This is a genomic window from Canibacter zhoujuaniae (assembly GCF_011752015.1).
GTDB lineage: Bacteria > Actinomycetota > Actinomycetes > Actinomycetales > Microbacteriaceae > Canibacter > Canibacter zhoujuaniae.
The window spans coordinates 457,307-478,666 of record NZ_JAAIKA010000001.1; the positions used below are offsets into that span (position 1 = coordinate 457,307).

Here is a 21,360-nt window from a genome sequence, read left to right on the forward strand (position 1 = left end):
ATATGTCTATTAGTAAAATTTTGCGCCCTCTAGTCGCGCTGTGCGTTTTAGTTTTTGCGACTGTGCTGCCGGTTACGGCGGCGTCTGCGCACGACAGACTTGTTGATTCCACACCCGCCGCAAATGAAATTTTGGGCGCGTCTCCCAGCGAATTGACACTGCGTTTTAGCGCAGCGGTGACAGAGATCGCGGGCGGCAATGTGGTCACCATTAGTGCAAAGCAGCAGGGTGAGGTTTCGACGGGTGAGTTAAAGATTGACGGTGACACTCTGACTCTGCCGATTTCTGCTGAGCTGAACGGGCTCTATTCGGTTGCTTGGCGTGTTGTCTCGTCAGACGGTCACCCGATAGAGGGAAGCTATGTGTTTGGCGTTGGTGATGTCACAGCCAAAGAGCTCGCCGACTACGCTGCAGAGCTTAAGAACCAGCCGGTAGGCCAGGCTGCCACTGCGGCCGAAGAGGAGCCTCCCGGTGCGGCAGCAGTAGTTTGGGCTTCAATCGCTGTGCTCGTCTTTGCTGCGATTGTTATCGCGGTTATCGTCTGGTACCAGCGCAATAACAGCGCGCGCAAATAATCAAGATTAATTTAAGTTTTGAAAAATTTTTAAGGACATTTCTATGTTTAAATCATCTGTTCGTAAATCAGCCGCTGCGACCGCTCTTGTCGCCCTCGCGCTCGCTACAGGTGCTTGCGCTAACAACACCGATGCAGCATCGACAGACGCACACGAGTCACACGCGGAGCATGAGTCGCACGCTCACAATGAAGCGCATATGCACACCCATCACACTTGGGTAAAATCTGCCGCTGCCGGTGAGATGACGGCTGTCTTTGGCGAGCTGCACAACGAGGGGGAAACTCCGCTCGAACTGACCGGTGTGACCAGCGACAGCGCTGGCTCAGTTCAGGTGCATGAGGTTGTAAACGGCATGATGCAGGAGACCGCAACTAATCTCGTGATTGGGCCAGACGAGACGGTCGCCTTTGAGCCGGGCGGGTATCACTTCATGCTGATGGATCTGAAGCGCGATATCCTCGCCGGTGATTCAGTGGCTCTCACCCTCACCTTCAGCGACGGCTCGACTTTTGAACTGACAGCCGAAGCACGCGATTACGCTGGCGCAGAAGAGGGTTATGCCGAGCATGAGGCAGAACACGACCACGATCACGATCACGACCACTAATGACAAGCGATAAAGATGCGCAGGCTGACGCTGGTGTAACAACCGGTGTCAGCCGTCGCTCACTTTTGGCTGGTGCGGCAGCGGGTTTCGGTGTTGGCGCAGCCTCCGTCTTTGCGGCGCACGCCTTAAACAGCTCAGCACGCGCCCCGAAACATGCTGAGCAGTCTCTTAACGGTGACACGGTAATCCCCTGTCACGGTGTGCATCAAGCGGGTATCACGACTGAGCCGCAGAGTCACGCCAGGCTGCTGGCGTTTAATCTGCACGCTGCAACAGACGCTGCTGCATTAAAACGTCTGCTGCGCGTGCTAACGGACGACATTGAAGCTTTGACGACCGGGCAGGGAGCACTCGCTGATAACGAACCACAGCTAGCGGCAAGCCCGGCAGGTCTCACAGTCACAGTTGGTTTCGGCGCAGAATTAGTAAGACGTGTTAATCCGCGGCGTCTTCCGGAGTGGCTTGCCCCGCTGCCGGATTTCAGCCGTGATGCACTGCAGGAAGAGTTTGTTGGTGGCGATCTGTTGCTCCAAATATGCAGCGACGATGCGCTCACTGTTGCGCACGCATCACGTATGCTGCAAAAAACGGTGCGCGGTTTTGCATCCCTCTTCTGGTGTCAAGACGGCTTCAGACGCGCTTACGGTTCTGAAAAGAGCGGAACCACGATGCGTAACTTAATGGGTCAAATAGACGGCACAGTAAACCCAAATGTTACTAGCGACAGTGACATGAGTGAGACTGTTTGGCTAGATTCTGCTGCCAGCTGGCTCTCCGGTGGCACAGCTTTTGTGCTGCGGCGCATCCGTATGGAGATGGACACCTGGGATCAGGTAGATCGTGTCGGGCGTGAAAATGTTGTTGGGCGCACGCTTGCAAACGGTTCTCCCCTCACCGGAAATTCAGAGTTTGACGAACCCGACTTTGAGGCCACCAACGCTGTTGGGCTACCGATAATTCATGCAGGTGCGCACATTCGCAGAGCGCACAGCACACAGAGCGCAGAACGGATTCTGCGTCGCTCATACAACTATGATGCGGGCATCGAACAGGGGCTGCTGTTTATCTGTTTTCAACAGGATCCCTTGCGCCAGTTCGTGCCGATTCAGCAGCGGTTAGATGAGCTTGATCTGCTCAACACCTGGGTGACACATATTGGATCAGCGGTGTTTGCACTTCCGCCCGGTTGGCAGAAAGGCGGAATGCTCGGGGAAACCCTGTTTGCTTAGCCTAATTCACGCACCAGCCTGCTGTTGGAAGGCACTCGTGTAGAGACAGACAGCAGCAGCGGTAGCAAGATTTAGTGACTCAGCCTGCCCGTATATGGGGAGTTTTCGCACATGATCACAGCGTTCACGTTCTTCGCTTTTTAAACCGTGTGCTTCATTACCAAAAATCCATGCGGTGCGCTGACTGAGTATCGGGTCAACCGGCTGCAAATCGGTGCCGCGAATGTCTGCCGCAATCGTTAGCAGACCCGCAGCTGTGAGTGTGTCTAAAACTTGCACACTGTCACGCTCATAGCTGATTGGGAGGTGAAACAGTGAACCGGTTGTGGCTCGCACCACTTTCGGGTGCCACGGATCGATGCTCTCCCCCGCAAAAATTACGGCGTCAGCTCCGGCAGCGTCTGCCGCCCGCAGCACAGCTCCGGCATTCCCCGGGTCACGCACATCAATTAACACAGCCACAAGTTTTGCACCTGTCACCGTTTCAGCAACAGACGGGTTTTGAATATCTACAACAGCAACAACCCCCTGCGGTGTTACAGTGTCACTGAGAGCGGCAAGCACCTGTTCACTAACCATTTCGATCCGCACACCGGCGGCATCAGCATCACGATCCAAGTTCTCGAAACGTGAGCGGCCGGCGTGCGTTGTGTAAATAACCCGCACCCCCGCAGGCTGGAAGCGCAATGCTTCCTCCACGGCGTGTGGGCCTTCAACGATAAAACGCCCTGTCAGGAGCCGCTGCTTTTTCTGCTGCAGTGCTGCCGCTTTTTTAATTTGTGCAGATTTTGGGTTTTCGATCACATAAAAACTTTACAGTGAACTTCTAAACACAAATCGGGCCGCTCCCAAAAGAGCGGCCCGATCCACAAAACACCTACAGGTTATGCCTTTGGTGCAGAAGTGTCTTCAGGCAAAGCGTCTTTAGCCGCCTGCACAAGCTGTGCGAAGGTTGCTGGCTCGTTGGTAGCAAGCTCTGACAGGATGCGACGGTCTACCTCGATACCCGCCAGAGACAGGCCCTGGATAAAACGGTTGTAGGTAAGGCCGTTTGCACGAGCACCGGCGTTGATGCGCTGGATCCAAAGGCGACGGAAGTTGCCCTTGTTTTTACGGCGATCGTTGAATGAGTACTCGTATGAGTGGAGCAGCTGCTCTTTAGCCTTGCGGTAGAGACGTGACCGCTGACCGCGGTAGCCTGATGCGCGATCGAGAACTGTACGACGCTTCTTGTGCGCGTTGACTGCGCGCTTTACTCTTGCCATTTGTGTTTATTTCCTTTAAATTCTTTTAACCTTAAGCGGCGAAATACTTCCTGCCCCAGCCTTTAAAGGCCGAGCAGCTTCTTAGCCTGCTTGACGTCACCCTTAGCCAGTACCTGGTCAGCGTTCAGGCGGCGCTTACGCTTAGACGCCTTCACCTCGAGGTTGTGACGCATACCAGCCTGCTGCTTCATGATCTTGCCGCTGCCGGTTACACGGAAACGCTTTTTAGCGCCCGAATGGGTCTTCTGCTTAGGCATTATTTCTCCTTGTGAGTTAGTACTGCACGAAAGGCGCGCAGTAAAAGTTAGAGCTAGTCTTTCTTAAGAGGCAGACTGGCCGCTCTTCTCTGCACGAGCAGCGCGACGATTAGCCTTCTCTTCTGCACGGCGCGCGTTCTGCGCGGCACGTGCTTCAGACTTGTTCTTTAGCGGTGCAATAACCATCACCATGTTTCGCCCGTCGATGCGTGGGTTTGACTCTACGGAGCCGTGCTCAGAAATATCCTGAGCAAATTTTTGCAACAGCTGCACGCCGAGCTCTGGCCGAGACTGTTCGCGACCACGGAACTGAATCATCGCCTTGACCTTGTCTCCCGCTGAGAGGAATCCAATAGCGCGCTTCATTTTTGTTTCGTAGTCGTGAGTGTCAATCTTCAGGCGGAAACGCACTTCTTTAAGCACTGTATTCGCCTGATTGCGACGAGCCTCTTTCGCTTTCTGCGCTGCCTCGTATTTAAACTTGCCGTAGTCCATAATCTTGGCTACCGGCGGTTTTGAATTAGGGGCAACCTCGACGAGGTCGAGATCCGCTTGCTGGGCAAGATTGAGTGCGGTGTTGATATCGACGACACCCACCTGCTCTCCGCTTGGACCTACGAGTCTTACCTCGCGGGCGCGGATTCGCTCATTCGTACGTGGTTCGCTGATTGCTAGCTCCTTCGTTTGGTGACGGCTGTGCGCTTGCTTTAAGCACACCACGAAACGAACATAGAGTAGGAACTACTCTGCACCCTCAAGCTATCCCGACTGGCTGCCGGGACGGAGTGCCAACTACCCGCAACCTCTTTATTAACGAGTGCGCAGGTGGGAGATTATCCGCTTCAAATCTCAGAATTTCTGAGAGCCACTTCCAACTATAGCAGGTTGTAGGGTTTAATTATGAGCATGACTGGGGCATCAAACTCTGAAAATGTGAACACTCATGCAGCGGCAGATGTGGCTAACGCAACCCGCGATATTGCTGAGGTGCCAGCGGTTGAGGTTATCACAACCGCTGCCGTGCACCTGTTAAGCGCCGCTGCGATAAAGGTTGGTTTGGCAGACAATCCAGAGGAAGAAACCGATTTGGACGAGGCGCGCAAACTGATCAACGCACTTGCAGGCCTCATCACAGCAGCAGCACCGGAGATTAGTGACGTGCACGCGCGCGGTCTCCGCGACGGGCTGCGCTCAGTGCAGCTTGCATTCCGCGAAGCATCAACTTTCCCCGACGCCCCCGGCGCTGGCCCGGGCGAGAAGTGGACCGGTTCGGTTATCTAACTTCAGTAGGATGACGGAAACAGCACAGTTTAAACTCGGTTTTCAAGACTCTCTATCGGTTGGGCTTGGTATTTTTCCGCTCGGGATCGCCCTCGGCATGCTTGCAATTGAGCTCGACCTGCAGTGGTGGGTTGCGCCGCTCACCAGCCTCGTTGTTTATGCTGGCAGTGTCGAGTTTATGCTGCTCTCACTGTTTGCCTCAGACGCATCACTTTTAACAATTGCAGCGCTGGTGTTTGCAATAAATTTCAGGCATGTGTTTTACGCATTCTCCTTCCCTCTCCATCTGGTGAAAAACCCGGTGGCTCGTTTTTACTCGGTGTTTGGCCTGATCGATGAGGTTTACGCCACTTACGCGGGTAAAGACACCGCTGAACTCACCGGCACTCGTGTTGTCACCATGCAGGTAATCAGTCACCTCTATTGGTTGGGGGGATCACTGCTCGGTGTGGTTATTGCCTCAGCTCTGCCAGTTGATCTACACGGTTTTGAGTTTGCTCTCTGCGCGCTGTTTACGGTGATGTTTATCGACGCGTTCAGCAGTCGCCGACAGTTGCCGAGCTCAGTATTAGCGGGTATCGCCGTGACAGCCGGAATGTTAATGCCGGGAGACTTCGACCTGCTGTTATCACTGCTTATCTTTGCTGCTCTGCTTGCGGTGCGCGCAGTGTTTAACTACAGGTCTGCCAAAGGGCCGGCTTTGGGAGGCGAGGTTTAATGCACCAGCCAAATTCAATTTATATAATTATCGCTGCGCTATTGAGCGGCGCTATCACCTTTCTATTACGCGCTGTGCCCTTCATGATTCTTCGTCCACTGCGACGGTCTGTTGTGGTGCGCCTATTCGGCGCCTGGATGCCGGTTGGCATCCTGCTAATTCTGTCGGCGATCACTTTTCGTGATTCATTTACAGCTTCCGAACAGTGGTGGATTGCGCCGGTATCTTTAGCGGTCACAGTTATCGTTCATCTTCTGACCAAGCGCAACACAACCCTGTCAGTTGTTGCAGGAACTGTGACCTTCGTTGTTTTAACTAATCTGCTATAACGGCTCTGCAGCTAGTTACCGGCAGGCACAAATTTAAGCCTTACACTATCAATTCGCTTCGAAAGCACAGTGTTTGACTCCCATGCCGCACTAATGTTTGCAGCGATACTCTGCACTGCTTCACGCGAGTGACCCGGCGCAATCCCAAGCACGAGTTCAGCCTCAACATTGGTGAGATCCAAACGCGGATCTAATGGCATCAAAGTCGCGAATCTGACCCGCTTATCTGCGCTGGTTGCAAATTCTTGCACCGTTTTCGCAAACTGATTATCAGCCCAGCCAGGAAGTAAGACCTTTCCGCTGGCGATCTCTTCAAACCGTGGAGCTCTAACCCCCACTCGCGTAGCAGAGCTTGCAGGGTCAATAACGATTAAGGGTGTCTCCTCTTGAGCGGCTGCGATAACCGCCTGCGGCACCGGCACTGGAATGGGTCTTGCCGTGCCATCCCAGGCGCGCATAGTTTCTGTTGAGGTGAAAACAGGCATTGCGGTGCGGCCGTCGGGCGCGGCTACCGTCACAATAGAAAGCTCTTGGGTTTTTTCGACAATTTTCCCGGAGTCGGTGACACCAAAGTCACCTCCCTCAGCAACGAGTGGAATCAAAACCCGAATTTTTGCAAACTCTGCAAGCAGCTTTCTCTCAGCTTCCGCTAATCGCGTGAGAGCCTGCGCTACGAGTGTCGGATCAGCAGCGGCGACAGCGTCCGTATAGCCAGCAACTCGTGCAATAAAGCGCTCTCTGGCACCGGCATACTCTGCAGGGGTCTGGCCGTCGTCGTTAGCAAAAGCTGTGCCGTGGTGGTCGAAGCTGCGCCCCGCCCAAGGGAAACCCGCCGAGTCACCACTTCCCCCCGCGGTCTGCCCCTGGGGCAGACCGGTTGGAGTCGGCGTGTGTTGCGGCCGATCACCGGTTGACGGAAGTTTTTTGATTGCCATGTTATGAAGCTACTGCAAGAGCCTCTTCGAGTGTGAACTTACCGGCGTAGAGTGCTTTACCCACAATTGCGCCCTCCAGACCGAGCGGAACAAGTGTGCGCAGAGCTTCGATATCTGCAAGCTCAGCAACCCCGCCCGAAGCAACAACGGGCTTGTTAGTGCGCTCTAACACGCGCTGCAGCAGATTAAGATTTGGGCCGGCAAGAGTGCCATCTTTTGCAACATCGGTCACAATATACCGAGCACAGCCGGCAGCTTCGAGACGATCCAGCACCTCCCAGAGGTTTCCGCCCTCTTTTACCCAGCCACGAGCGGCAAGGGTGTCACCACGCACATCTAACCCGACGGCTATTTTCTCGCCGTATTCTGAAATAACCTTCGCAGTCCAGTCGGGATTTTCGAGCGCAGCGGTGCCGAGGTTCACACGGGTAGCGCCTAGTTTAAGAGCCCGCTGCAGACTCTCATCGTCGCGGATACCACCCGAAAGCTCGATCTTTACATCACCGGTAGCCGCCATCACTTCACGCAACACTTCGGTGTTGCTACCGGTACCAAAAGCTGCGTCTAGATCAACCAGGTGAATCCACTCAGCGCCGGCATTAACCCAATCCAGTGCCGCATCAACAGGGCTACCATAGCCGGTAACCGCGTCGGCTGCTCCCTGCACGAGTCTGACGGCCTGCCCCTCGCGTACATCGACAGCGGGCAGAAGTTCAAGCTTGGCGTTGTTTTCGGTCATAAGATTCCTGACGTGTGTGAGTGGCGTATTTTTAAATGAGCTACCTAAGCGAGTTTATCCAGTTTGACAGCAGCTTCAGCCCGGCAGAGCCTGATTTTTCAGGGTGAAACTGGGTTGCGCTCAATGGCCCGCACTCAACAGCGGCGATAAATTTCGCTCCTTCATGTTCGGCTGTTGTTAGCAGCACCTCTTCACCCGCGAGAGCGGGAGACAGAGCTCTTACCCCACCGTTCTCGTAGCTGCTTACTGCGTTGCTGTGCACGAAGTAAAAAGCTTCGTCTGCAAGGCCTGCAAACAGCGTTGAACGCGGATCGACTGCGACGGTGTTCCACCCCATGTGCGGCAGTGTTTTTGCCGGCAATGCTGCAACGCTGCCGGACAGGATGCCGAGACCAGCGGAATGCACCTGCCGCTCAGTGCCTGATTCAAATAGTATTTGCTGCCCCACGCAGATGCCCATAACGGGTTTACCGTCTGCGAGGCGTTCGTTGATAGCTGCAACACCGTTTACCGCGGTCAGCTGCTGCATTACAGCGTCAAACGCCCCAACACCGGGAACAAACAAACCATCTGCTGTCGCAATAAATTTTGGATCAGCGGTCAGCCTAACCTCTGCGCCAGCTGCCTGCAGCGCTTTTACTGCGCTGTGCACATTGCCTGATCCGTATGCGAGAACCGCAACCACCGGGCTGTTCATACGCTAGAGAACGCCCTTAGTTGAAGGAACACCCTTAATATTCGGATCAATCGTCTTTGCGGTGCGGAAAGCTCTGGCAAATGCTTTGAACTCGGCCTCAGCAATGTGGTGCGGATCCCGACCGTTTAGCAGCCGCAGATGCACGGTTAGACGCGCATTGAAAGTGAGTGCTTCAAAGAAATGCCGCACCATCGAGCCGGTGAAGTGTCCTCCAATAAGGTGGTATTCAAAGCCCTCTGGCTCGCCTGTATGCACGAGGTATGGGCGACCAGAAATATCAACAACCGCCTGCGCGAGTGCCTCATCAAGTGGCACTAGAGCGTCACCGTAGCGGGAGATACCGGTCTTATCACCGAGCGCTTCGAGAATTGCCTGGCCTAAGAGAATTCCGGTGTCTTCAACTGTGTGATGCACGTCAATGTGTGTGTCTCCCGACGCACGAACACGCAGGTCGATTAACGAGTGCCTAGCAAAGGCATCAAGCATGTGATCAAAAAAAGGCACTCCGGTATCGATGTCAGCCAGACCTGAGCCGTCGAGATTTAGGTCTAAGGAAATCTGCGACTCACTGGTCTTACGGGACTTAGTGATCTGCCGTGCAGTTGCAACCATGACGTTCTTTCTATATCACCTGATGTGTCTCATTTAAGAATATCGCGAAGCGCTGCCAGCACCGCTTTATTCTCAGCTGCGGTGCCTATTGTGAGACGTAAGTGCCCGGGTATTGCAACTTTACGCACCAGAATGCCTCGGTCGAGGAGCGCGTCAAAGACAGCGGACGGGTTATCGAAGCCGTCAATGAGCAAAAAGTTTGCGCCCGACTGCCACGGTCGCAACCCCAAACTCTGCAGCTCGGCAACGACTAACGCACGCTGCGCACGGATCTCTGCCACTGCTTCAAGCATGAGAGGTGCGTTGCGCACCGCTGTTAGCGCTGCCGCCTGCGTCAATGCAGAGAGGTGATACGGCAGGCGCACCAATCGCAAAGCATCGATAAAAGCAGGATCGGCCGCTAAATACCCGAGCCGCACACCAGCAAAGGCAAAAGCTTTGCTCGTCGTGCGCGACACCGCCAACCGTGGGCGGCCGTTAAGCAGAGTGGTTGCGCTTGGGAGATCTGTCTCAAACTCATGGTATGCCTCGTCAATTACGAGCACTCCATCAAAGGCATCATATGCTGCAATAATCGCTTCGCGCGACAGCGTTGTGCCGGTTGGGTTATTTGGGCCGCACAGCAGAACCACGTCCGGCTTGTGCTGAGCAATCTTGGCAGCCACAAACTCTGGGCTGAGCAGAAAACCTTCTTCGCGAGGGATTTCAATATATTCAGAGTCGGTGCCTGCTGCGAGCAGCGGATACATAGAATAGGTCGGCCCGAAACTCAGAACTGAGCGGCCGGGACCAGCAAAGGCCTGCAGAATATGCTGCAGCACTTCGTTAGAACCGTTAGCTGCCCAAATATTATCTGCGCTCAGACCATCACCTAAATAGTCTGCAAGTGCTTCGCGCAGCGGCCTAAACTCACGGTCGGGATAACGATTGAGGCCGCTAAGCTCGTCAGACAGCGCAGCAAGAATCTGCTTCTGCACCTCCGGATGCACCCCGTGCGTGTTCTCGTTTACGTTGAGCGCAATCGGAACATCAAGCTGTGGAGCACCGTAAGGAGTCTGCCCGCGGAGGCTATCACGCAGCGGCAAGTCTTGCAGATCTGTCATATTAAGATGCTATCAGTCGAGAATCCCAACCTCAGCGGCACTAAAAACACGCTCAGCATCATTAAACTCAAGCGGCACTGCAACCGGCTCATACGCCTGCACTGCAGACGATGGTAGTTGGTTCAAAGCGACAATGTCGGCAACAGTGTCACGCGGGTCTGCTTTTGGTGCAATCTCAGCAGCAATCTGCCACAGTGACTCCCCCGGCATTGGAACAACATAACCGAACTCAGCCCCCGACACTTCGGCGGTCGCCTCAGCGGCCGTTGAGTTGATAGCAGAAATAAATAAACCGCCGGCTAGCAGTGCACCAAGGCCGAATGCAGAAAACACAGCCTTACCTCTGCGCGTGAGTCTCAAGTGCGTGGACTGAGAGTCTTGAACAGTGGTGTTGTAAATTGTGTTGCTCATTTTTAACCCTCCAATTGCCGAACATTTGTTCGGAACATATGTTCAGTTTATTCCGAAAACTTTATTAGAACAAATTTTTGGAATAAAGTTTCTATAACGAGGCGTTTTGACTTGTAAAATCAAGTGTTTGCGCCTACGGTGTTAATTAACAACCAGCTAATCATGAGGGTGTATGACTTTATAACGCCCTTAAATTCAGGAGCACCGAGAATGCGCCAGTCTGACGAGAATAAGCCGCTCAAAAAACGCACCCAAGCGGTGCTCGACTACATAACTGAATATGTTGGCGCGCACGGTTACGCTCCCTCACTGCGTGAGATCGGCATTCATTGCGATCTAAACTCGCTAGCGAGCGTCTCACATCAGATCAAAGTGCTTGAAGTCGGTGGCTACATTCGTCGTGCGCAGGGCCGCAGCCGCGCCCTCGAAATCATTGACACAGAAGCTACCGCTGACACTACAAGCAATCTCACCACCAAACCACAGCAGCGCCCCACCGTTGACCCCGCGCACAATGAACAGACTTCAGTCGCTTTACTGCGTGAATCGTTCACTATGGTGCCACTGCTTGGGCAAATCGCTGCGGGTGTGCCGATCACCGCCGAAGAACAGGTCGAAGACACCATGCCGCTGCCAAAGTCTCTTGTTGGTGAGGGCAACATCTTCATGCTGCGAGTCGTTGGCGATTCAATGATCGACGCGGCAATCTGCAATGGTGATTATGTAGTGATCCGCGAGCAGGCTGATGCCCAAAATGGTGAAATAGTCGCGGCAATGCTTGATGGCGAGGCTACGGTCAAAACTTTCCGACGCCGTGACGGCCACCTTTGGCTGCTGCCACAAAACTCTGCCTACGAGCCGATTCTGGGAGATACCGCCCAAATTCTCGGCAAGGTGATTGCTGTGTTCCGCGCGGTGTAACGACAGGCAAGAGCAGCAGCAATCCCCTGTTAAATTTTTTGCGCTAGCTGATCCGCAAGCCTTTTAACCATCGATTAGGTAGGGCTGCAGCCTCGCATACATTTCATCAGATACCTGTGCGCGCACACGAGTTCCATTTTCAACATAATCAAGCGAAATCACCCGGTTACGTTCGTGGAGTTCTGAGACCACTTCGCCGTGCTCGTATGGAATTACCGCAACAACCTCGTGCGCTGGTCTGGGCAGGGTTGCATCCACAGCAGCACGCAACTCATCTACACCAGCACCGGTTTTTGCAGAAACAAAAATTGCTCGGGGAGCTAAGCCCAACAGCACTAAGCGTTGATTATCATCTATCAGATCAGCCTTATTAAAAGCCACAATCTCTGGAATATCAGCCGCATCAACCTCACCGATCACCTCACGCACAACCTTTAATTGAGATGCGGGATCGGGGTGTGAAGCATCAACCACGTGCAAAATCACATCCGCCTCAGAGACCTCTTCAAAGGTCGACCGAAAAGCCTCGACCAACTGATGCGGCAGAGAGCGCACGAATCCAACCGTGTCGACGTAGGTGAAATTGCGGCCGTCTGCAGCGGTAGCCTGGCGCACAGTCGTATCAAGAGTTGCAAACAACTGGTTTTGCACCAGCGCACCGGCGCCGGTGAGACGGTTCAACAGACTCGACTTACCAGCGTTCGTGTATCCCGCAATAGCCACTGTGGGAACATCACCCCGTCTGCGCGTGGCACGCTTAGTCTGGCGCGCGGGTGCCATCTGCGCAATTTCACGCCGCAACTTCGCCATGCGGGTATTAATACGGCGGCGATCAAGCTCAATTTTAGTTTCGCCCGGACCGCGAGAACCCATACCCGCACCGCCAGCACCAACCTGACCGCCAGCCTGCCGCGACATCGACTCACCCCAGCCACGCAATCGCGGCAACAGATATTCAAGCTGCGCAAGCTCCACCTGCGCTTTGCCCTCACGGCTCTTCGCGTGCTGCGAAAAAATATCAAGGATCACAGCTGTGCGGTCGATAACCTTCACTTTCACAACATCTTCAAGCGCACGACGCTGACTCGGAGCCAACTCAGAGTCGGCAATCACAGTATCGGCACGCAGCTCGGCAACAAGCTCTCTCAGCTCCTGCGCCTTTCCCTTCCCGAGGTATGTCGCAGGATCCGGATGCGGCCGGCGCTGCAAAAGCCCCTCAAGCACCTTGGCGCCAGCAGTTTCGGCAAGTGCTGCAAGCTCGCGAAGAGAGTTTTCTGCATCAGCAAGACTCCCCTGTGAATAAACCCCAACCAAAACCACGTTCTCAAGCTGCAGATCGCGATACTCCACCTCGGTAATATCGTCCAGCTGAGTTGATAGACCCGAAACGCGCCGCATACCGGCACGCTCTTCACGCTCAAGCGCGATGTCAATATCTGCATCTGTGAGCGCATCAAAACTTTCGTCACCTAATGCTTGGGCGCGACCATCGCGAATCACATGCGCGCTGTTTTGAGAGCGCGAAAGGATCCGCTTGATCACATCATCAGATTGCGAGAAATCATCTTCAGCGTTGAATTTTTCAGTGTCCATCTTCCCTAAATCTTACGCTATACACCTGACTAGGAATACCGGATCGATTAGTGCGATACTCATATGGTGAGCGAGCATTATTTTTCTGCAACGCCGGGAGGCGAGTTTACGCCCTACCCCATCTCGGTTGCGCTTGGCGGCCGCGAGCATGAAGTGCTCTCTGCGCGCGGCGTCTTCAGCCACGATGGTTTGGATCGCGGCACAGCGGTGCTGCTGCGGTCTGTGCCCGCGCCACCGGGTGCCGGAAACTTGTTGGATATCGGCTGCGGGTGGGGCGCAATCTCGCTGGATGCGGCGCTCAACTCCCCAGAGCTTGATGTGTTTGCGCTCGATGTCAACGAGCGGGCGCTAGAGCTCACAGCGCGCAATGCTGAAAAACTCGCTCTCGATCATGTCCGTGCTCTCCGGGCGGATCAGCTTCCGCAAGACGTAATGTTTGATGAAATTCGTTCTAACCCACCGATTCGGGTTGGCAAAGAGGTGCTACACAGTTTGATGCGCACTTATCTACCGCGTCTTGTCGTTGGCGGAATCGCCTACCTGGTTGTCGCTAAGAATCTTGGGGCGCTGTCGTTTGAAAAGTGGCTTGCAACTGAATTTGCTAGCACCCACACTGTGTCACGGTTTGCTCGCGACAAAGGCTTCCATGTTATCGCTGTAACACGCACAGCCTGACATAAAAACAGTAAGAACAGCAGCAGTTGATCCTCTTAGACTGCTGCTGGGAGTGTGATTTCTCCTCTGTAAACAATCTCTGCAGGCCCGCTCAGCGAGACGTGTTCTCCCTCTTCAGTCGGGAACATGCGCACGGCCAGCACGCCGCCAGGCACACCGACACGCCAATTATTCGGCATTTCGCTGCCACCCCACTGTCGAAAGGCGAGCGCCGCTGCAACGGCGCCGGTGCCACAAGAAAGAGTTTCGCCGACACCACGCTCAAAAACTCTCATAGAGATCTGGCCAACCCCATCTTTAATAAGTTGCTCGTCTGGGGCAACAAATTCAACGTTTGCTCCCTCTGCCGGAGCTGGATTAAGCGCAGGTGCTTTAGTGAGGTCGAGACTGTTTAAAACATTTTTGTCGGGAACCGCAGCAACCGCATGCGGATTGCCAAGATTAATGCCGAGCGTAGGGCGGGCGACCGTCTCACACTGCGTGGTCACTTCTGCACTGCCATCCAACCGCCAACGACCAAGGTCGACGCTGTAGCCACCGCGACCGACGAGAACATCCTTTACCCCTGCGCGAGTTCCAATAGCTATAGTTTCCCGACGTTCCGGATCTATCAGGCCCTCGGTCAGAAGATAGTGCACATAAGCGCGCACACCGTTGCCGCACATTTGCGCTGTAGAACCATCAGCGTTGTAGTAGTCCATAAACCACTCGGCTTCTGGGTGAGCTGCCGCTAGTTCTTTTGCTTCAGGAAGATTGCGTGTGCGCACAGCACGAATGAGCCCATCACCGCCGACACCAAACCGGCGGTCGCATAGGAACGCGATCTGTTCTGGGGAGAGCTGATTTGCCCCGTCGGCATCGGTGTAAAGCACAAAGTCGTTACCGGTGCCGTGAGCTTTCGCAAACTGGAGAGTGATGGACATGTTTAAATCCTAGCTTGCAGACTCACGCCAAATTTTAAGAATGTCTGCGAGCAGGGCGGTTTGCGCCAGTTCGCTTCTCGAGTCTGCGCTGCTCACCTCTTTTTGCAGAGCTAAGCGTTTAAACCAGCTCACCTGGCGGCGTGCGTAGCGTCGTGTCAGAAGCTGGGTTTCAGCGATTGCAGCAGCCTCGATAATTTCACCGTCAAGCTGCTGCAGCGCCTGCGCATAGCCGATCGCCTGGCTTGCGGTTTTACCCTCTCTGATGCCCAACTTTTCAAGGCGTTTTACCTCATCGATTATGCCGTCCGCCCACATCGCCTCAACCCGGGTATCTATCCGGTTAACCAGTGTTGCACGATCCTCTACGGTGTGCACCAAAAGTGTCGGATGCTTGAGTTTCGGCGCTTCTGGGAGGGATGTTATGGCGCTTTTGCCGGTGATTCTTTTTATCTCTAAGGCACGGATAATACGGCGTGGATTGCGCAGGTCAACGCCCTTTGCAGCCTCTGGATCTTCGCGCTCTATCAGCCGCTGCAGTTCTTGTAAGCCTTTTTCAGCGTAGTAGGTTTCTAATTCTTCTCTGACACTGCTGCTGTGCGGCGCAAACTCTAAGTCATAAAGCGCAGCATTTACGTAGAGCCCGGAGCCGCCGGCTACTATCGGCACGATACCGCTTGCACGCTGCTTGCTAATCAATTCTGCTACTTGATTCTTATAGGCGAAAACGCTCGCTTCCTCACGCGGATCGAGAACGTCAATTTGATGGTGTGGTACACCCCGCATCTCTTCCGCTGTAAGTTTTGCAGTGCCGATATCCATCCCCCGATAGAGCTGCATTGCGTCGGCACCTATAACCTCGGCAGGAGAGCCCAGCGCACGTAGCTTGCAGGCAAGGTTAACGGCCAGCGCGCTTTTTCCGGTTGCGGTTGCGCCGAAAACTGCGACAACCGGCGGCGCTATCGCGGTTAGACCTTTAAGATGCGACATTAGGCCCTAAAATCTACCGTGTTCCCGTGCAGCAGCTTAGGCTCTGCGCACACCAATTGTTGGCATACCGAGATTCACCGCACCACCACGCCCGCCGGCAGCCCCCGGTGTTGGTGCCCCACAGGTCTCAGCTTGGCTGCGATCCCATGCGTCACCTGAGCGGGTGCGACGCAGCCTGTAGTTCTCGTAATCATCCGCTATTAGGAAGAATGGCGCCGCCGAGGTGACGGTTGTGTTCACAATATCACCAGGCCTGGGTGCGTCGGCTCCCTCTGGCACAACGAAGTGCACGAGTCTATTGTCTCTTGCGCGACCAGCGAGACGGTTGGTCTCTGCAGATTTTCTGCCTTCGCTGGCAGTTACGAGAACCTCAACAGGAGTTCCAACAAGTTTTTGGTTTTCTTCAAAAGCGATCCGGTCTTGCAGGGCAACCAGCCTCTCATACCGTTCCTGCACAACCTCTTTTGGTATTTGATTCTCCATTGTTGCTGCTGGTGTGCCGGGCCTGATGGAGTATTGGAAAGTGAAGGCACTTTGGAACCGTGCCTGCTCAACAACACGCATGGTCTCCTGAAAATCTTCTTCTGTCTCACCGGGAAACCCGACGATGATGTCGGTTGTGATTGCGGCGTGCGGAATTTTGGTGCGCACTTTTTCTAAGATGCCTAAGAATTTCTTGCTGCGGTATGAGCGGCGCATCGCCCGCAACACGCGGTCTGATCCAGACTGCAAAGGCATATGCAGCTGCGGCATTATGTTGGGGGTTTCTGCCATAGCGTCAATAACATCATCGGTGAATGCCGCCGGGTGCGGGCTGGTAAACCGGACGCGCTCTAAGCCCTCAATCGTGCCCATGGTGCGCAGCAACTTGCTAAAAGCCTGCCGGTCTCCGAAAGAAACTCCGTAGCTGTTGACGTTCTGCCCGAGCAGAGTTACTTCGATCGCGCCGTCATCAACCAGTGCCTGCACTTCTTTCAAAATATCGCCCGGGCGGCGATCATTTTCTTTGCCGCGCAGGCTCGGCACAATACAAAAGGTGCAGGTGTTGTTACAACCTACTGAAATAGACACCCAGCCGCTTGAAGCCGAATCACGCTTGGTGGGGAGTGTCGAGGGAAAAGTTTCAAGTGATTCAAGAATCTCGATTTCAGCTTCTTTATTGTGCCATGCACGCTCAAGCAACACAGGCAGTGAACCCATGTTATGCGTTCCAAACACAACATCAACCCAGGGTGCTTTCTTTAAGATTGTGCCCTGATCTTTCTGCGCTAGACAGCCACCGACCGCAATCTGCATACCCTCATGCTGTCGTTTCTTACTCGCAAGAATTCCGAGGTTGCCATAAAGACGATTATCAGCATTTTCACGCACCGCACAGGTGTTGATGACCACCACATCAGCCTGTTCACCAGCGGGATTCTTAATGTATCCGGCTGCCTCCAGCGCTCCTGAGAGCCGCTCTGAATCGTGCACATTCATTTGACAACCGTATGTGGTCACCTCATATGTGCGTGGGCTACCATCTGCACGCAATGCTGCCGGTGACAGATCAATCTTTAATGGCTTGTTGAGGTCGATGGTCATAACTACCTATCCTAATAAACCCCATTAATCAATGCCCGCGGCACGCAATGCCTCACGGGCTATTTCGCGTGTCTCATAACCGCTCCAGCCGCGTCTTGCTAGAAAAGCTAGAAGTCTGCGTTCTGCTGTCGCAAAGTCTAGATCATTTAAGCGCTGCGCTCTGTCGAACGCTGTGTCGCAAATTAGCTGCTTTTCTTCTGCTTCGTCGATTTCTGCAAGTGCTGCTGCTATCGCACTCTCGCTGAGTCGTCTCTGCACTAATTTCTGTTTAATCTGCTGCGCACTTTTACCTTTGCGGCCGCGATTGTTCTCTACGATCGCTCTGGCGAGTGCCAGCTCATCGATCAGCATTTCAGCTTCGCATTCAGCGGCTACCTCAGCGCACAGTGTGTGGTTGAACTCCTGTTTTTGCAACTCATTTTCGAGCTCTTTAACAGACAGTTGTTTTCTGGCTAACAACTTAATTGCAGCATCTTTTGCGGCCTCACGAGTAGCCCGATCACCAAAATCTACCGAGATAAGATTCTGCTCATCTATGATCTGCTCATTTCGCACACGCTCCGCAGGTGGAAGCGGCTGCGAAGGCTTGTCTAGCGTTTTTAGTTGTTTTTGAAGCGAGGCGATGACTGTGTCTTTTGAGCTGCGGGGTTTATTGTCTTGAGTTTTTTCGGCGGTTTGCTCGTTTTCAGCACGCGCCCGCCATGCACTAATATCGGTGACTTTTGCACCCTGCTGCGACCTGGCACGCCGCGCTGTCCAAGCGTTTGCAGTTTCAATTCCAGATGCTATGGCGGAGTTATCCGCCATAGCATCATCATCTTCGAACCTAACCGGCATTACGCTGATTTGACCTCTGCGGATCCTTCAGCTGCCTCTTGATTCTGCGCAGCCGGATCTTCAATCACTCCGAGCTTAATCAAAATTTTCTGCTCAATCTCGGCAGCAACCTCTGGGTTCTCCTTCAAAAAGCGGCGAGCTTTTTCCATGCCCTGCCCGAGCTGATCACCATCATAGGTAAACCAAGCACCGCTCTTTTTGATGATATTGTTCTCGACACCCAGGTCGATAAGTGATCCTTCCCGAGAGATGCCCTCACCATAGAGGATGTCAAACTCTGCGATCTTAAACGGCGGCGCCATCTTGTTCTTAACGACCTTAACCTTAGTGCGGTTGCCGACGGCATCACTGCCTTCTTTAATGGTTTGCACACGGCGAATGTCAAGCCGCACTGAGGCATAGAATTTCAACGCCTTTCCGCCCGCGGTGGTTTCCGGACTGCCAAACATCACACCAACCTTCTCACGCAGCTGGTTAATGAAAATAGCTGTTGTGTTTGTGTTGTGCAGGCCACCAGTAATCTTACGCAGCGCCTGCGACATAAGCCGGGCTTGGAGACCAACGTGTGAGTCACCCATCTCACCCTTGATTTCAGCAGCGGGCACCAGTGCGGCAACAGAGTCGATAACAATCAAGTCGACAGAGCCAGAGCGAATCAGCATATCTGCGATTTCTAGCGCCTGCTCGCCGTTGTCGGGCTGCGACACAAGCAGCTCATCAATATTCACCCCGAGTTTCTGTGCGTAAACGGGGTCTAAGGCGTGCTCTGCGTCAATAAATGCTGCAATTCCACCAGCAGCCTGCACATTGGCGATAGCGTGCAAAGTCAGGGTTGTTTTACCAGAGGATTCAGGCCCAAAAATCTCAATAATGCGCCCACGCGGCAAACCACCAATGCCGAGCGCGACATCAAGCGTTACCGACCCGGTTGGGATCACCTCCACCGCTTCACGCTCAATCTGACCCATGCGCATAATTGCGCCTTTGCCAAACTGCTTGTCAATCTGAGCAAGCGCAGTTTCGAGTGAATTTATTTTAGTTTTATCGGCCATTTTTCCTCCATCAAGTCGCGGTGGCAGTAGCGCACCTGGGTTGCCGCCTACAGACTGTCTCGACGCCAAAATTAATTAGCGCAGACAAGGCAAGTAGCCAGTTACTTTGAAGCTACCCCAGAGGTATATGACTTTATAGTGGCCTTATTAGATCTGTGGAGAACTATCTCAGCAGCTGTGCTGTTACAAACATACCCAATATCGAACATTTATTCGATTTTGGCGCGCCGAGAAAGTTTAGGTTACGTCTGAAACTGTTATTTCTGCGGATCAATCAGCCCACGCCCGTGCCGACGATCTTCAGGAATTGCAAAATCATCACAGAGCGCGAGCCACACAGTTTTTGCCGGAACTCCGGCTTCGAGAGCTTCCTGCGCAGTTCCACCAAGCGCAACAAGCCAATGATCGCGTATCAGCACAGAGCTGTAGCTAACACCAAACTCTTCCTCTACAGCGCGCCGAAACTCACTAGCTTTCAATTGCGCCGCTAACCGATTAATTCAGAGCCATGATACTTTTTGAGCAAATCGGCAGGCACAGTATCTGGAATTATCGGAGACACTCCGGAATTCAACTGCTCACGCATCGCCACCCGCTCGCTCACCTCATTGAGGATCACCGACAGCGGAACCTGCAGCGCGGTCGAAACAGCAAGCAGTATTTCACTGGAAACCTCTTTTTGACCGCGTTCAATTTCGCTCAGATACCCGGGAGCAACACGCGCCTCGCCAGACACAGCTCGAAGAGTCTGGTTCTGCTGGGTGCGGAAATCACGCAAAACATCGCCAAGTTGCTCTCGCAGCAATACCATCTTGACCTCTTCTCTTAAACTTCGTTTAATTCAGGACTTAAAACCTACAACAACGGGGGACGATAATTATTCCCACAAGCTTATGAATTTGATAATAATCCACTCAAGTTCACAAACCGCTGAAAACAGTTACGCCGCCGCAATCTGGTTAAGAAGCAAATGTAGAGCGGCCGTCACTGCCGATTTTCGCACCGTTTCACGATCCCCTGCAACTTTATGACGCTCTGCTAAAACACCCCGACCAGTCGCGCAAGCGATGTAGAAAACGCCCGCCTCGATTCCAGAAAAGGCATCTGGATCGGGGCCTGCTACCCCCGTTGTGGAAACACCGTAGTCAGCTGTCACCCCAAGCTTTTCACGCACAGCGCTGGCCATTTGTTCTGCCACGTCAGCACACACCGGGCCGTATGTGCCTAACACATCCGATGACACTCCGAGCAGAGCGTGTTTTACTTCCGTGGCGTATGTCACCGCCCCGCCAACAAACACCTTTGAGGCGCCCGGCACAGAAACCAATGTTGCCGCTAACAGTCCGCCCGTCAACGATTCAGCCACCGCAACGCGTTCACCCTTTTCCGCTAGCCTCTTAACCACTTCCGCAGCAAGAGATGTCAGCTCAGAAGACAGGGCCAAGTTACTCTGCCTTCTTCTTTGCAGCGGGTAGTTTCACTATGTAGTCAATACCGCTGACAATAGTCATAACAACTGCGGCACTCATAATTAGTGTGTTTACCCAAATCCCGGGCTCACCCGTCCAGATCCAGTGCGGCACAATTGCAAGAGGGATCGCTATCGACTGCAGCACAGTCTTAACCTTACCCAACCATGCCGCTGCAAGAACTACTGTATGCGCGGCTAGTAAACGGTGAATCGTGATCCCGATCTCACGGATTAACACAACAATTGTCACCCACCAGGGTAATTCCCCCAAGATTGAGAGCACAACCAAGGCACCACCGGTCAGCACCTTATCGGCGATCGGATCTAGAAGCTTGCCCAGGTCGGTGACCAATCCACGCGAACGCGCCCAGTAGCCGTCGAATGCGTCGCTCGCCATAAAAATTATGAACAGTATTGCACCCCACCAGCGTTCCGGCCCGAGTTCACCCCTGTCAGTCAGCAGCAGCCACAGCACAATAGGTGTCGCAAAAATACGGAGCACGGTTATTGTGTTCGGAAGGTTAAGGTTTGGCTGTTTGGTAGTCACCGCTCTCAC

Annotated in this window: 28 protein-coding genes; 8 read left to right on the plus strand and 20 right to left on the minus strand. The window is 53.7% G+C overall.

Going from position 1 to position 21,360, the window contains the following annotated elements; all coding sequences use genetic code 11:
* Nucleotides 1-2 precede the first annotated feature (2 nt).
* From HCQ99_RS02095 to HCQ99_RS02105, 3 genes are read left to right on the plus strand one after another with little or no spacing between them, the layout of a single operon-like run.
* A complete protein-coding gene (locus HCQ99_RS02095; RefSeq protein ID WP_166985042.1) occupies nucleotides 3-575 on the plus strand; it encodes a copper resistance CopC family protein in 573 nt (190 codons plus the stop codon).
* A gap of 43 nt (nucleotides 576-618) precedes the next feature.
* On the plus strand, nucleotides 619-1,185 hold the full coding sequence (locus HCQ99_RS02100; protein ID WP_166985044.1) for a copper chaperone PCu(A)C: 567 nt from the start codon (nucleotides 619-621) through the stop codon (nucleotides 1,183-1,185).
* Nucleotides 1,185-2,414 (plus strand): Dyp-type peroxidase, encoded by a 1,230-nt coding sequence (locus HCQ99_RS02105; RefSeq protein WP_166985047.1) that lies wholly within the window; start codon nucleotides 1,185-1,187, stop codon nucleotides 2,412-2,414. The genes HCQ99_RS02100 and HCQ99_RS02105 overlap by 1 nt, the downstream gene beginning before the upstream one ends.
* Before the next feature lie 6 nt (nucleotides 2,415-2,420).
* Here HCQ99_RS02105 and HCQ99_RS02110 read toward each other — a convergent pair whose 3' ends face one another.
* From HCQ99_RS02110 to infC, 4 genes are all read right to left on the minus strand, one after another.
* Complete coding sequence (locus tag HCQ99_RS02110; RefSeq protein WP_166985050.1) at nucleotides 2,421-3,218, minus strand: TrmH family RNA methyltransferase; 798 nt, start codon at nucleotides 3,216-3,218, stop codon at nucleotides 2,421-2,423.
* An 80-nt stretch (nucleotides 3,219-3,298) separates the two neighbouring features.
* On the minus strand, nucleotides 3,299-3,679 hold the full coding sequence (gene rplT, locus HCQ99_RS02115) for a 50S ribosomal protein L20 (protein ID WP_166985053.1): 381 nt from the start codon (nucleotides 3,677-3,679) through the stop codon (nucleotides 3,299-3,301).
* A gap of 62 nt (nucleotides 3,680-3,741) precedes the next feature.
* On the minus strand, nucleotides 3,742-3,936 hold the full coding sequence (gene rpmI, locus HCQ99_RS02120; RefSeq protein ID WP_166985056.1) for a 50S ribosomal protein L35: 195 nt from the start codon (nucleotides 3,934-3,936) through the stop codon (nucleotides 3,742-3,744).
* Between the two features lie 63 nt (nucleotides 3,937-3,999).
* Nucleotides 4,000-4,605, minus strand: coding sequence for a translation initiation factor IF-3 (infC, locus tag HCQ99_RS02125; protein ID WP_166986483.1), 606 nt, complete (start codon nucleotides 4,603-4,605; stop codon nucleotides 4,000-4,002).
* 237 nt (nucleotides 4,606-4,842) lie between these two features.
* Here infC and HCQ99_RS02130 point away from each other — a divergent pair, with 237 nt between their 5' ends.
* From HCQ99_RS02130 to HCQ99_RS02140, 3 genes are read left to right on the plus strand one after another with little or no spacing between them, the layout of a single operon-like run.
* Nucleotides 4,843-5,217: a DUF1844 domain-containing protein gene (locus HCQ99_RS02130; protein WP_424945193.1), complete on the plus strand. Its 375-nt coding sequence runs from the start codon at nucleotides 4,843-4,845 to the stop codon at nucleotides 5,215-5,217.
* A 10-nt stretch (nucleotides 5,218-5,227) separates the two neighbouring features.
* Nucleotides 5,228-5,935, plus strand: a complete 708-nt coding sequence (locus tag HCQ99_RS02135) for an AzlC family ABC transporter permease (protein ID WP_166985062.1) — start codon at nucleotides 5,228-5,230, stop codon at nucleotides 5,933-5,935.
* On the plus strand, nucleotides 5,935-6,264 hold the full coding sequence (locus tag HCQ99_RS02140; RefSeq protein WP_166985065.1) for a branched-chain amino acid transporter permease: 330 nt from the start codon (nucleotides 5,935-5,937) through the stop codon (nucleotides 6,262-6,264). The genes HCQ99_RS02135 and HCQ99_RS02140 overlap by 1 nt, the downstream gene beginning before the upstream one ends.
* Before the next feature lie 11 nt (nucleotides 6,265-6,275).
* On the opposite strand, the gene HCQ99_RS02145 is transcribed toward HCQ99_RS02140, so the two are convergent.
* The 6 genes from HCQ99_RS02145 to HCQ99_RS02170 are packed head-to-tail and all read right to left on the minus strand — an operon-like array spanning nucleotide 6,276 to nucleotide 10,761.
* Nucleotides 6,276-7,199, minus strand: a complete 924-nt coding sequence (locus tag HCQ99_RS02145) for an SseB family protein (RefSeq protein WP_166985068.1) — start codon at nucleotides 7,197-7,199, stop codon at nucleotides 6,276-6,278.
* 1 nt (nucleotide 7,200) lies between these two features.
* Nucleotides 7,201-7,938, minus strand: coding sequence for a bifunctional 1-(5-phosphoribosyl)-5-((5-phosphoribosylamino)methylideneamino)imidazole-4-carboxamide isomerase/phosphoribosylanthranilate isomerase PriA (priA, locus tag HCQ99_RS02150; RefSeq protein WP_166985071.1), 738 nt, complete (start codon nucleotides 7,936-7,938; stop codon nucleotides 7,201-7,203).
* Nucleotides 7,939-7,978: 40 nt separating this feature from the next.
* Complete coding sequence (hisH, locus tag HCQ99_RS02155) at nucleotides 7,979-8,635, minus strand: imidazole glycerol phosphate synthase subunit HisH (protein ID WP_166985074.1); 657 nt, start codon at nucleotides 8,633-8,635, stop codon at nucleotides 7,979-7,981.
* Between the two features lie 3 nt (nucleotides 8,636-8,638).
* A complete protein-coding gene (gene hisB / locus HCQ99_RS02160) occupies nucleotides 8,639-9,247 on the minus strand; it encodes an imidazoleglycerol-phosphate dehydratase HisB (protein ID WP_166985077.1) in 609 nt (202 codons plus the stop codon).
* 29 nt (nucleotides 9,248-9,276) lie between these two features.
* Nucleotides 9,277-10,350 carry a histidinol-phosphate transaminase gene (locus tag HCQ99_RS02165; protein ID WP_166985080.1) on the minus strand — a complete coding sequence of 358 codons (1,074 nt, stop codon included), beginning with the start codon at nucleotides 10,348-10,350 and terminating at the stop codon, nucleotides 9,277-9,279.
* Nucleotides 10,351-10,362: 12 nt separating this feature from the next.
* A complete protein-coding gene (locus HCQ99_RS02170; protein ID WP_166985083.1) occupies nucleotides 10,363-10,761 on the minus strand; it encodes a hypothetical protein in 399 nt (132 codons plus the stop codon).
* A 210-nt stretch (nucleotides 10,762-10,971) separates the two neighbouring features.
* Between HCQ99_RS02170 and lexA the strand changes: the two genes are divergently transcribed.
* Nucleotides 10,972-11,682, plus strand: a complete 711-nt coding sequence (gene lexA, locus HCQ99_RS02175) for a transcriptional repressor LexA (RefSeq protein WP_166985086.1) — start codon at nucleotides 10,972-10,974, stop codon at nucleotides 11,680-11,682.
* 63 nt (nucleotides 11,683-11,745) lie between these two features.
* Here lexA and hflX read toward each other — a convergent pair whose 3' ends face one another.
* Nucleotides 11,746-13,275, minus strand: coding sequence for a GTPase HflX (gene hflX, locus HCQ99_RS02180; protein WP_166985089.1), 1,530 nt, complete (start codon nucleotides 13,273-13,275; stop codon nucleotides 11,746-11,748).
* Between the two features lie 63 nt (nucleotides 13,276-13,338).
* Between hflX and HCQ99_RS02185 the strand changes: the two genes are divergently transcribed.
* Nucleotides 13,339-13,950, plus strand: coding sequence for a class I SAM-dependent methyltransferase (locus tag HCQ99_RS02185; protein ID WP_166985092.1), 612 nt, complete (start codon nucleotides 13,339-13,341; stop codon nucleotides 13,948-13,950).
* A gap of 35 nt (nucleotides 13,951-13,985) precedes the next feature.
* Here HCQ99_RS02185 and dapF read toward each other — a convergent pair whose 3' ends face one another.
* The 9 genes from dapF to pgsA form a co-directional block, all read right to left on the minus strand.
* Nucleotides 13,986-14,873, minus strand: a complete 888-nt coding sequence (gene dapF / locus HCQ99_RS02190) for a diaminopimelate epimerase (protein WP_166985095.1) — start codon at nucleotides 14,871-14,873, stop codon at nucleotides 13,986-13,988.
* A 9-nt stretch (nucleotides 14,874-14,882) separates the two neighbouring features.
* Entirely contained in the window at nucleotides 14,883-15,860 is a 978-nt protein-coding gene (gene miaA, locus HCQ99_RS02195) for a tRNA (adenosine(37)-N6)-dimethylallyltransferase MiaA (RefSeq protein WP_166985098.1), read from the minus strand.
* 36 nt (nucleotides 15,861-15,896) lie between these two features.
* Nucleotides 15,897-17,444 (minus strand): tRNA (N6-isopentenyl adenosine(37)-C2)-methylthiotransferase MiaB, encoded by a 1,548-nt coding sequence (miaB, locus tag HCQ99_RS02200; RefSeq protein ID WP_166985101.1) that lies wholly within the window; start codon nucleotides 17,442-17,444, stop codon nucleotides 15,897-15,899.
* 24 nt (nucleotides 17,445-17,468) lie between these two features.
* On the minus strand, nucleotides 17,469-18,251 hold the full coding sequence (locus HCQ99_RS02205) for a regulatory protein RecX (RefSeq protein WP_166985104.1): 783 nt from the start codon (nucleotides 18,249-18,251) through the stop codon (nucleotides 17,469-17,471).
* Nucleotides 18,252-18,280: 29 nt separating this feature from the next.
* On the minus strand, nucleotides 18,281-19,333 hold the full coding sequence (recA, locus tag HCQ99_RS02210; RefSeq protein WP_166985107.1) for a recombinase RecA: 1,053 nt from the start codon (nucleotides 19,331-19,333) through the stop codon (nucleotides 18,281-18,283).
* A 257-nt stretch (nucleotides 19,334-19,590) separates the two neighbouring features.
* Nucleotides 19,591-19,812 carry a DUF3046 domain-containing protein gene (locus tag HCQ99_RS02215; protein ID WP_166985110.1) on the minus strand — a complete coding sequence of 74 codons (222 nt, stop codon included), beginning with the start codon at nucleotides 19,810-19,812 and terminating at the stop codon, nucleotides 19,591-19,593.
* An 8-nt stretch (nucleotides 19,813-19,820) separates the two neighbouring features.
* A complete protein-coding gene (locus HCQ99_RS02220; protein ID WP_166985113.1) occupies nucleotides 19,821-20,144 on the minus strand; it encodes a helix-turn-helix domain-containing protein in 324 nt (107 codons plus the stop codon).
* A 129-nt stretch (nucleotides 20,145-20,273) separates the two neighbouring features.
* Nucleotides 20,274-20,777 (minus strand): CinA family protein, encoded by a 504-nt coding sequence (locus HCQ99_RS02225; protein ID WP_243854478.1) that lies wholly within the window; start codon nucleotides 20,775-20,777, stop codon nucleotides 20,274-20,276.
* Between the two features lies 1 nt (nucleotide 20,778).
* Nucleotides 20,779-21,351, minus strand: a complete 573-nt coding sequence (pgsA, locus tag HCQ99_RS02230; protein ID WP_166985116.1) for a CDP-diacylglycerol--glycerol-3-phosphate 3-phosphatidyltransferase — start codon at nucleotides 21,349-21,351, stop codon at nucleotides 20,779-20,781.
* Nucleotides 21,352-21,360: the final 9 nt, after the last annotated feature.